Origin of the sequence: Bacillus sp. 7894-2 (assembly GCF_002272225.1) — a bacterium.
Classification (GTDB): domain Bacteria; phylum Bacillota; class Bacilli; order Bacillales; family Cytobacillaceae; genus Cytobacillus.
Genome location: NZ_NPDG01000060.1, coordinates 1 through 9,414, shown reverse-complemented (window position 1 = coordinate 9,414; position 9,414 = coordinate 1). Strand labels below are relative to the sequence as shown.

At 39.3% G+C, this 9,414-nt stretch carries 10 protein-coding genes; 4 read left to right on the top strand and 6 right to left on the bottom strand.

Features of this window, described 5'->3' with window-relative positions; all coding sequences use genetic code 11:
* Positions 1-53 precede the first annotated feature (53 nt).
* The 3 genes from CHI10_RS09375 to CHI10_RS09365 form a co-directional block, all read right to left on the bottom strand.
* Complete coding sequence (locus CHI10_RS09375) at positions 54-425, bottom strand: cytochrome-c oxidase (protein ID WP_095244041.1); 372 nt, start codon at positions 423-425, stop codon at positions 54-56.
* Between the two features lie 151 nt (positions 426-576).
* Entirely contained in the window at positions 577-1,320 is a 744-nt protein-coding gene (locus tag CHI10_RS09370) for an SDR family NAD(P)-dependent oxidoreductase (protein ID WP_095244040.1), read from the bottom strand.
* A 156-nt stretch (positions 1,321-1,476) separates the two neighbouring features.
* Complete coding sequence (locus CHI10_RS09365; RefSeq protein ID WP_095244039.1) at positions 1,477-1,671, bottom strand: hypothetical protein; 195 nt, start codon at positions 1,669-1,671, stop codon at positions 1,477-1,479.
* Between the two features lie 274 nt (positions 1,672-1,945).
* Here CHI10_RS09365 and CHI10_RS09360 point away from each other — a divergent pair, with 274 nt between their 5' ends.
* Positions 1,946-2,134 (top strand): YkvS family protein, encoded by a 189-nt coding sequence (locus CHI10_RS09360; protein WP_095244038.1) that lies wholly within the window; start codon positions 1,946-1,948, stop codon positions 2,132-2,134.
* A gap of 134 nt (positions 2,135-2,268) precedes the next feature.
* On the opposite strand, the gene CHI10_RS22655 is transcribed toward CHI10_RS09360, so the two are convergent.
* A complete protein-coding gene (locus tag CHI10_RS22655; protein ID WP_019381647.1) occupies positions 2,269-2,379 on the bottom strand; it encodes a DUF6254 family protein in 111 nt (36 codons plus the stop codon).
* Between the two features lie 151 nt (positions 2,380-2,530).
* Between CHI10_RS22655 and CHI10_RS09355 the strand changes: the two genes are divergently transcribed.
* Both CHI10_RS09355 and CHI10_RS09350 read left to right on the top strand, forming a co-directional pair.
* The gene (locus tag CHI10_RS09355; RefSeq protein WP_095244037.1) at positions 2,531-3,142 is read left to right on the top strand and encodes a CPBP family intramembrane glutamic endopeptidase; all 612 of its coding nucleotides are present in this window, start codon (positions 2,531-2,533) and stop codon (positions 3,140-3,142) included.
* Positions 3,143-3,333: 191 nt separating this feature from the next.
* Complete coding sequence (locus tag CHI10_RS09350; RefSeq protein WP_286137280.1) at positions 3,334-4,020, top strand: hypothetical protein; 687 nt, start codon at positions 3,334-3,336, stop codon at positions 4,018-4,020.
* 51 nt (positions 4,021-4,071) lie between these two features.
* Here CHI10_RS09350 and CHI10_RS09345 read toward each other — a convergent pair whose 3' ends face one another.
* Positions 4,072-5,124, bottom strand: a complete 1,053-nt coding sequence (locus CHI10_RS09345) for a YkvI family membrane protein (protein WP_095244036.1) — start codon at positions 5,122-5,124, stop codon at positions 4,072-4,074.
* Between the two features lie 198 nt (positions 5,125-5,322).
* On the opposite strand from CHI10_RS09345, the gene CHI10_RS09340 reads away from it, so the two are divergent.
* Positions 5,323-7,476 (top strand): ATP-dependent Clp protease ATP-binding subunit, encoded by a 2,154-nt coding sequence (locus tag CHI10_RS09340; RefSeq protein WP_095244035.1) that lies wholly within the window; start codon positions 5,323-5,325, stop codon positions 7,474-7,476.
* 49 nt (positions 7,477-7,525) lie between these two features.
* Here CHI10_RS09340 and CHI10_RS09335 read toward each other — a convergent pair whose 3' ends face one another.
* Entirely contained in the window at positions 7,526-9,220 is a 1,695-nt protein-coding gene (locus CHI10_RS09335; protein ID WP_095244034.1) for a M3 family oligoendopeptidase, read from the bottom strand.
* Positions 9,221-9,414: the final 194 nt, after the last annotated feature.

The following is a 9,414-nucleotide window of genomic DNA, read 5'->3' as shown; positions in this document are numbered from 1 at the left end:
CAGCCTAAAAATAAAAACGCACAGATTAAAAATCCATGCGTTAAGTATAGTGGCTATTGTTCTTTTAAGTTTTTCAGTATGTTCCAAACGAAAATTAAAATGCCGGCAGCTGTAATAGTGGCTCCAATAGCAGTACCGGGAAGAAAAGCATTATTTTCTGTAACCAGTACTAAAGACAGTGATATCATCATGATAGGAAGGCCGATATTATGAAGCCAAAAATGCCATTTCCCGGCTTTCCCTTCTGCAAGAACAGGAAACAAGTAGTATAGAATTCCTGCCAAAGTCAAGGACGTCCATCCGAGTAAATTAATATGGACATGAACAGGACCTAATAGGTAAGAATGAGTACTCGACATATAATACCCCAGAAGAATCCCCACAGCAAAGTATACGGATGAAATCTTAATCATAGTAATACCCATTGAACCCCTCCCATAAATCGTTCTAAAGCATTAATAAAATATGAGCCTATAGAACCATTTAGAACAAGGGATTTGTTCCTCTTTCTAACTTTTTCACCATCTTTATAGTTAATTTACAAAGGGTTTTTATTTAAAGGAGAATAGAAACTTATTATTCTTCATAAATCATTTTCCTTGTCATGCCTCCATCCACTGTAATATTTTCACCTGTTATAAAATCATTCTCCGGATGGGCTAAAAATAGGCAAGTCCTTGCAATGTCGCCGGGTTTTCCAACTCTGTTGGAAAAATGCTGTTTATGGTCAACCTCTCTGAGACTTTCATAATCGCCTGTTTCAATCCAGCCGGGGCTTATGCAATTAACCCTGATCCCTTTTTCAGCAAGGCTACTGGCCATCGCGTGGGTAATTGCCGCAATTCCTCCTTTTGAAGCTGAGTATGCTTCTGTTCCGCTTTCTGACATTACCGCTCTCGTAGATGAAAGGTTGATAATACAGGAACCTTGTTTCATCAATTTGGCAGCCTCCCTGCTGCACAGGAATACACTTCGAAGATTCGTATTGATTACTTCCTCCCACATTTCCACACTTAAATCAAAGAACGAATGAAACTTTGATATGCCTGCATTATTTATCAGGATATCTATAGCACCAAATGCCTCAAATGATTTTGTGATTAGTTCCTTTATTTCAGTTTCTTTCTTAACATCTGTTTTAATGAACAGGCTATTCATGCCCGTTTGATTCAAATGTTCTTCTAACTGTTTTCCCTTCATTTCATCAATGTCAGCGATAACAACATTGGCCTCTTTCTTTGCGAATGACTCGGCAATACTCCTGCCTATTCCGCTGGCGCCTCCTGTAACAATGACTGTTTTTCCTTTAAAATCGTTCATGCTTGCACATCCCTTCGAAATTATCTATTGCTTTTATACCCAGTTTTCTTTGCTTTCTATTCAATTACATTGCATAGACATAGCAAAGACACCTGATATGATCAAGTGTCTTTGCTATTTGCTATTTGCTATTTATTTGCAGCTTCATACCTTTATTCAGCTTCGGGGTGAATCTAAATATTGATATATAACATGTCCGCCTCTTTGTGCGATTCCGCGAAAATGTTTAAAGTCCTCCCTTTTTACGATGACACTGCGAAAAGGAAGAAAATCTTCTTTTGACACATGATATTCAGAGATGGTTCCATTTTTTAATTGTTCAAGCACTTCCTGAATTTGTTCATGATTCATTATCCAGAACTCCCTTTTATTTCATTCTTTCTTAATCATAAATAAAGTGCTGCCAATTTTGAAGCATCAAATATTATATATGCACATCAATATTTTTTCTGAATATTGAATATTTTTAATGTGCAAAAGAATTTTATCTGGTATAATATTACCAACCTAAAGAATGTAACATTTTACTTTAGCAACACCGAATTGCAAAATTCTTTACGCATTTCAAAATATAGTGCAAACTGTTACTACCAGCGAAAGAAATGGATAAAAGGAGAGATGCTTTTTGAAGAAAGCAGAGGTTGGCAATATTATTGAGTTTCGTGACGGACTACAGGGCATTGTAGAAAAAGTAAATGAGAATTCAGTTATTGTAGATTTAACGTACATGGATAACTACCGGGATCTCGAGTTAGATCAGAGAACAGTTATCAATCATAAAAATTATAAGGTTGTCAGAGAATCAGCAGTATAAAAAAGGGAAAATTGAAAGCGTATTCTTACGTCACTTTAAAAAGCAGCTCTTTTGCTGCTTTTTATTTTTGCCTTTTGTCTGATCCGAATCACTGCCCTTTTATAATTAGGGCCCCCGTATAGGAGGCCGTAATTTTATTCTTTTTCTCCTGACAGCTCTTTTAAGGATTTCACTTTTCCATGAGGATGCTGATCCTGCTTTCTAACTGTCCAGGCACGCTCTTTTTCTCTTTTTGATTTCGTCATTATACATACCTCCCTTCATATGGGCTTATGATTCGCATTTCTGCATTATTTTATCTTAGCGTTACCAAAGAAATCTTTTCCTTACTTTTTATGTTTGTTTTTTGTTAGAATAGTGTTTGGTTATTTTTTTGCTTGAAAGGAGTTAAATAATTTGAAAAATATTGCTGCAGATGTCCGTTTTATTGGCGGGCTGGTACTCGCTCATCTGCTTATGTATTTTACATTTCAAGATAAATCAATTTTCTGGTATATCTTTTCTGCCTCTTTACTGCTGCTAATCAGTTACTCCATCATAATGGAGGAAGTGGAAGACAAGGCTTCTTTTGGGACATTCATTACCTATGGAACACTTTCAGGTTTTCTTCTATACGGACTGTTTTGGATGGGATACAGTTTATTTGATATGCTCAGCCTCCCCTTAGTTAATCAGGTTGAACAATTATACGGCCGATTTTCACCTTCGTTTATTTGGCACTATATTGTGCTTATATTAATCATAGTTCCTGGAGAAGAGGTGTTTTGGAGAGGGTTCGTTCAAAAAAGATTAATGAAACATACGACTGTTAAGGTAAGCATCATTATATCTTCTCTCCTCTATACTTCTGTCCATTTTTATTCAGGATACTGGATGCTCGCTTTTGCAGCATTAATCGCAGGTCTCTTCTGGGGATGGCTATATGCCTGGAAAAGAAGCATTCCCTTAGTAATCGTCTCCCATCTGATTTTTGACTTGTTATTATTCGTTCTGCTCCCATTTAATTAGATGTACTTCCACTGACTGCAGTGATGATCAGACAATTCTTCGAGGATTGTCTTTTTTAAATTTTTGTTGAGTCTTGTCGATGTTTTACATAAATGGTAATGTACAAATAAATAGGAATTTATATGTAACTCTTTTTTTTTCAAATACGTCTAATTTTGCAAAGGCGCTGACACACAACGGGAGGAAGGAACATGATGAAAACTTTGGCGAAATTTATGTTAATGCTGGGAGTTATTGCTGCTATCCTGGCAGGGTGCGGAACAGCTCAGGGTGATCCTGGCAATGGAGCAGGATCTGGGCAAAATGAAGAAGAAAAAGGTTCGGATGAACAGGATGGACAAGAGCAAAGTGAAGAGGAAGAATCATCAGAAGTTGGCACAGATGGAGAAGGAAATAGTGTAATAAGGATCCTTGAGCAGAATATGACTTATTCAGTTGAGGGTGAAACGAAGGAAGACACAGCCTTCCTGAAGCATAGTGATAATCAAAGTTATTCAATGTATGTTCTGCCGGAATATGAGTTAACTGCTGAGGAACCAAATAAGGATGTTTTGTACCTCACGGAAAATGATCAGATATTCATGCGGATTGAACTCCTGCCGGATGATGCAGATTGGGACATGATCGAAGAAAACACTAAAGCACAGCTTGAAGCTGTCAGCGAAAACGTACAAACATCTAAAGCTCCTTCAGATGATTTTTACAAAGATGCTTCTGTAATGAGAGCCGAAGGAAACGGTGAGAAGGTTTCTGCCTATCTTGTAAAAAATGATGATCTTTCACTGAAGCTTACCCTATTTAATAAAGAAGACGCAGACCATGAAGATGCTTTCCTGCAGATGGCGAAAACCATTATGAAAGAGAAGCCGCAAGAATAATATAAATTGAAAGAGATCCATGTAAAAAGGATCTCTTTTCATTTTTCAGGTTTATTTCCCCTTACTTCCATCATCAAACGGCTTCATCCACAGAAGAATAATAAAGGTCAAACTCACATATCCAAAGACCGGATATAAATACGAAAGCAATGTCCCATAATTGATTAAACTGATAAAGTAACAAACGACAAAGATAAAGCCCACAATAATAATACTTGGTACGGAAAAGTGTTTTTTCACCTGTCTCTCAATGCCAAACACATTCCCAATAACAGACGTGAAAATCTCCCCATAGATGACAAACACAAATATCCAATAGAACGATGATGCCAATGTCTTTACAATGGCGGCCATCGGGATATCATATGCTTCCAGATTAGGCAGCATCATCAGTGTTAAATGGCTGGAAAGAAGAATAAGAGTCAATGCGGCTCCCCCAAGATATCCTCCCCATTTAATTGTCCGTTCATCATTTATTTCAGAAGCCACAGGCACCAGGACTGCCTGCGCCAAAGTTAAATTCAGGGCTGTATAAGAAAACGGAGCCACAACCGCTTTCCATCCATCTTCAGCATATGGGATAAACAGAACCTGTTCTGCAAAATTAGGAAGCTTCATGCTTATAAACAATAATATAAAACTAAATGCTATCATCATTGGAACGACAAATGTATTAACAGCAAATAATCCCCGAATGCCCACTACCATTGTAATAATCGTTAACCCTATCGTTATGAGCAATCCTGCAGTCTTGCTGATGCCAATCTGTTCCTCAAACACGGCCCCTGCACCTGACAGCATAACTGCGCATACGCCAAGGAGCATAAACAGCATTAGTATATTAATGGCAGAACCAAAAAATTTTCCAAATAGGTATTCATTTAATTCCTGGTAGGATGCTGCTTTTATCTTTGCAGAGATTCTCATTAACTTTGAACCGAGAAAAATAAAGATATAACCGCTCATCAGTATCCCAATTAAACCGATAAAACCAAATCGGGAAAAAAACTCTACAATCTCCCTGCCAGTGGCAAAGCCCGCGCCTACCACGGTTCCCACATAAACGGCAGCGATCTGGAAAGCTGCCCCCCAATTCGTCTTCACTTAATCTCCTCCTTCCTTTCCAATATATGTAGGCTGGTACAAACAAAGACGAGCTTTTTTACTTTTAAAGGCAAACTGCAAAAAGGGTAAAAATACCAAAACAAACTACTTGAAAGTCAAATAAGGTCAAATTATACTATATGCATAAGGTCAAATATAGTCAAAGTCAGACCAAATCTATTAATGGAGGTATGCAAAATGCTTTGTCAAAAATGTCAATTAAAAGAAGCAAACGTGCAATTAAGATTAAAAGTTAATGGAAATGAACGAAACCTTAACCTTTGCCAAAGCTGTTATCAAACTGAAAAGCAAAAAAGCCTTACTTCCTTTGGGCCTGCTTTGAGCGGCTTTTCAGGTTTTGGCCAAATGCCTTTAGAGGATTTCTTTAAAAAGTTGGCATCCTCTCAAGGAAATGAAAACTTCCAGCCTCTAAAAGAAGCGCCTGGCCAGAATCAGGGCAACGGCGGATTTATCGATCAATTCGGACGAAATCTTACACAGCTTGCAAAAGCTGGTTTAATTGACCCGGTCATCGGCCGGGACGAAGAAATAAGCCGGGTGACAGAAATATTAAATAGAAGAAGCAAAAATAATCCGGTCCTAATAGGAGAACCGGGAGTGGGTAAAACAGCTATTGCCGAAGGGCTGGCGGTTAAAATTGCCGAGGGGCGGGCACCAAAGAAACTTCAAAATAAAGAAGTCTATCTGCTTGATGTGGCATCCCTGGTTGCAAATACTGGCATTCGCGGCCAATTCGAAGAACGCATGAAGCAGTTGATCTCAGAGCTTCAAACCCGGAAGAATATTATTCTTTTTATTGATGAAATCCATTTGCTTGTCGGAGCAGGATCAGCTGAAGGATCGATGGATGCCGGCAATATACTAAAGCCTGCTCTTGCACGGGGTGAGCTGCAAGTAGTCGGAGCCACCACATTGAAAGAATACCGCCAGATTGAAAAGGATCCGGCTCTCGAACGCAGATTCCAGCCTGTACAAGTAAATGAGCCGACTGCTGATGAGGCAGTTGACATCTTAATGGGGCTGAAACAAAAATATGAAGACTATCATGATGTTTCTTTTACAGAAGATGCCATAAGATCGTGTGTGGAGCTGTCAAGCCGCTATATTCAGGACAGGTTCCTTCCTGACAAAGCTATTGATCTAATGGATGAAGCAGGTTCGAAAATGAATCTTCAGTCAGGATATATACCGGCAGCAGATATTGAAAACCAGCTGAAAGAAATCAGCAGGCAGAAAGAAATTGTCTTAAAAGAAGAAAAATATGAAGAAGCTGCAAAACTCCGTGAAGAGGAACTAAAACTCCAGCAGGCATTAAACGGAGAAAACAAGGCTGAAAGGCCAGTTATTGAAACAAGCCTTATTCAGGAGATTATTGAGAAGAAAACAGGGATTCCTGTAGGCAAATTAGCTGAAAATGAACAGGAAAAAATGCAAAACCTAGAGGGAAATCTTGCACAAAAAGTAATTGGACAGCGGGAAGCCGTACAAAAAGTGGCAAAAGCCATCCGCAGAAGCCGTGCAGGACTTAAATCCAAGCACCGCCCAATTGGATCTTTCCTATTTGTCGGGCCAACAGGTGTCGGGAAGACTGAATTAACCAAAACACTTGCGGAGGAGTTGTTCGGCTCAAAAGACAGCATGATCAGGCTTGATATGAGTGAGTATATGGAAAAGCACAGCGTGTCTAAAATTATCGGCTCTCCTCCTGGATACGTAGGTCATGAAGAAGCAGGGCAGCTGACCGAGAAGGTGCGCAGAAATCCTTACAGCATTATTCTGCTTGATGAGATAGAAAAAGCACATCCAGATGTCCAGCACATGTTCCTTCAAATACTGGAAGATGGACGCCTGACAGATAGTCATGGCCGCACTGTCAGCTTTAAGGATACAGTCATTATCATGACAAGCAACGCAGGAGTTGGACAAAAAGAAGTCCATGTTGGATTTGGTGCAGCAGATGCCGTCAAAGATTCCAATATTCTGGACTCGCTTGGCAGCTTCTTTAAGCCGGAATTTTTGAACCGATTTGACAGCATTATTGAATTTAAAGCTCTGGAAAAAGAGCACTTGCTGAAAATTGTTAACTTAATGCTCAGTGAGTTGCAGGAAACCTTAAATGATCTGGAATTTGAATTAACTATTAGCCAGGAAGTTAAGGAAAAATTAGCAGAAGACGGATACCACCCTGCTTTTGGCGCAAGGCCATTAAGAAGAATCATCCAGGATGAGCTGGAAGACAAAATTGCAGATTTCATCATCGACAATGGTGGGAATAGCCATTTACAGGCTGAGCTGGAAAACAGCTTAATTGTCATTAAACCAATGCGCTAATAGGATGGAAAAGAGCCGGAGTTATGAATCTCCGGCTCTGTTTTTTATTTTATAAACCTTTATCATTCACTGAATTTAGCCAATTCTCAATTTCCCCGATAACTGACTCAACACATCCCTCTTCAAAAGGAGAAATCAATCCAGCTTCTTTAACAAGTCCAGTGAAAGGCTTACTCCCGCCAAGCTGGCATAGTTTTAAATAATCCTTCCAAGCCTCTTCCTGATTCTCCCTGGATCTTTTCCAAAACTGGAATGCACAGATTTGGGCCAATGTATAATCAATATAATAGAATGGAGAATTGTAGATATGTCCCTGCCTCTGCCAGAATCCACCGTTCTCTAAATACTGATTGCCATCATAATCTTTATGCGGCAAGTATTTCTTCTCAATCTCTCTCCAGGCCTGTTTTCTTTCCTGCGGTGCTGCTTCCGGATTTTCATACACCCAATGCTGAAATTCATCAACTGATACACCATAAGGCAGGAAAAGAAGTCCTCCGCTCAAGTGTGAAAACTTGTATTTCTCCGTATCCTCTTTAAAGAAGCCTTCCATCCAGGGCCATGTAAAAAACTCCATGCTCATGGAATGAATTTCAGCTGCTTCATAAGTTGGCCAGTTATATTCAGGTATTTCAAAATGACTGCTTGAATAGACCTGGAATGCATGTCCTGCTTCATGGGTAAGAACATCAATATCTCCTGAAGTCCCATTAAAATTAGAGAAAATGAATGGGGATTTATAGTTTTCAATGTAAGTGCAATAGCCGCCCCCTGCTTTTCCCTTTTTGGCTACCAGGTCCATAAGATTATTTTCTCTCAGGTATGAGAAAAATTCGCTCGTTTCACCGGATAACTCATCATACATTTTTTGGCCGTTTTCAATAATCCAATCAGAATCTCCTTTTGGTACGGCATTACCCGTTTTAAATTCAAATCCTTCATCGTAAAATTTTAGCTTATCGACGCCAATGCGCTCTCTTTGCCTTTCCTTTAGCCTTGTGGCGATTGGAACGATGAAGTCCTTCACTTGCTTACGGAAATTTTTGACCATTACCGCGTTATAATCTGTCCGGTACATGCGGAAGTACGCCAGTTCAACGAAATTTTTGTATCCAAGCTTTTGGGCGATTTCTGTTCTAACCCTGACAAGCTCATCATAAATACGGTCCAGTTCATTTTCATTTTCAGCCAGAAATCCAAAGCGGGCCTCGCTTGCTTTTTTGCGCATTTCACGATCTGTAGATTCGGTAAATGGCTCCAATTGGGCAAGTGTCCGTTCTTCACCTTCAAACTCAATCTTGGCCGAAGCAATTAATTTCGTATACTCTGAAGAAAGCTTATTTTCTTTTTGCAAAAGCGGAACGATCTCCGGCGAGAACACCTTCAATTGTGCTTCTGCAAGTGCAAACAGCTGATTCCCCCAGCGCTCTTCAAGCTCTGTTCTGAACCTGGAATTAACTAAAGCCTGATAATACTTTGTGACAAACCCTTCTATTTCAGGCTGTATCTCATCCATATAATCCTGCTCTGCTTTGTAAAATTCATCATTCGTATCAACTGAATGCCGGATATAGCATAGGTTGAACATGGTACCGACATCATTGCGAATATCATTAATTTCTTTCATAGCCTGATTTTGCTGTTCTGCAGAAGCTGCATCTTCGAACTTTTCAAGCGCTGCTTCAAATTGCCCCTTTATTTTCTCAAGATTCGGACGAACATATGTATAGTCTTCAAATCTCACATTATTGCCCCCTCGTGTATATGTATATCGATTTATAAACAAACCACTAAACTATTTCGACAATATTTGGATAATTCCTTCCCTAAACATATCTTATCAGTCACAAAATAAAAAACAGCCCGTCAAGGCTGTTGATCGATGGCTCTTTATTCTAAGATTGTTATTATTTGTTTATAAATTCAGCCCGTTGATTT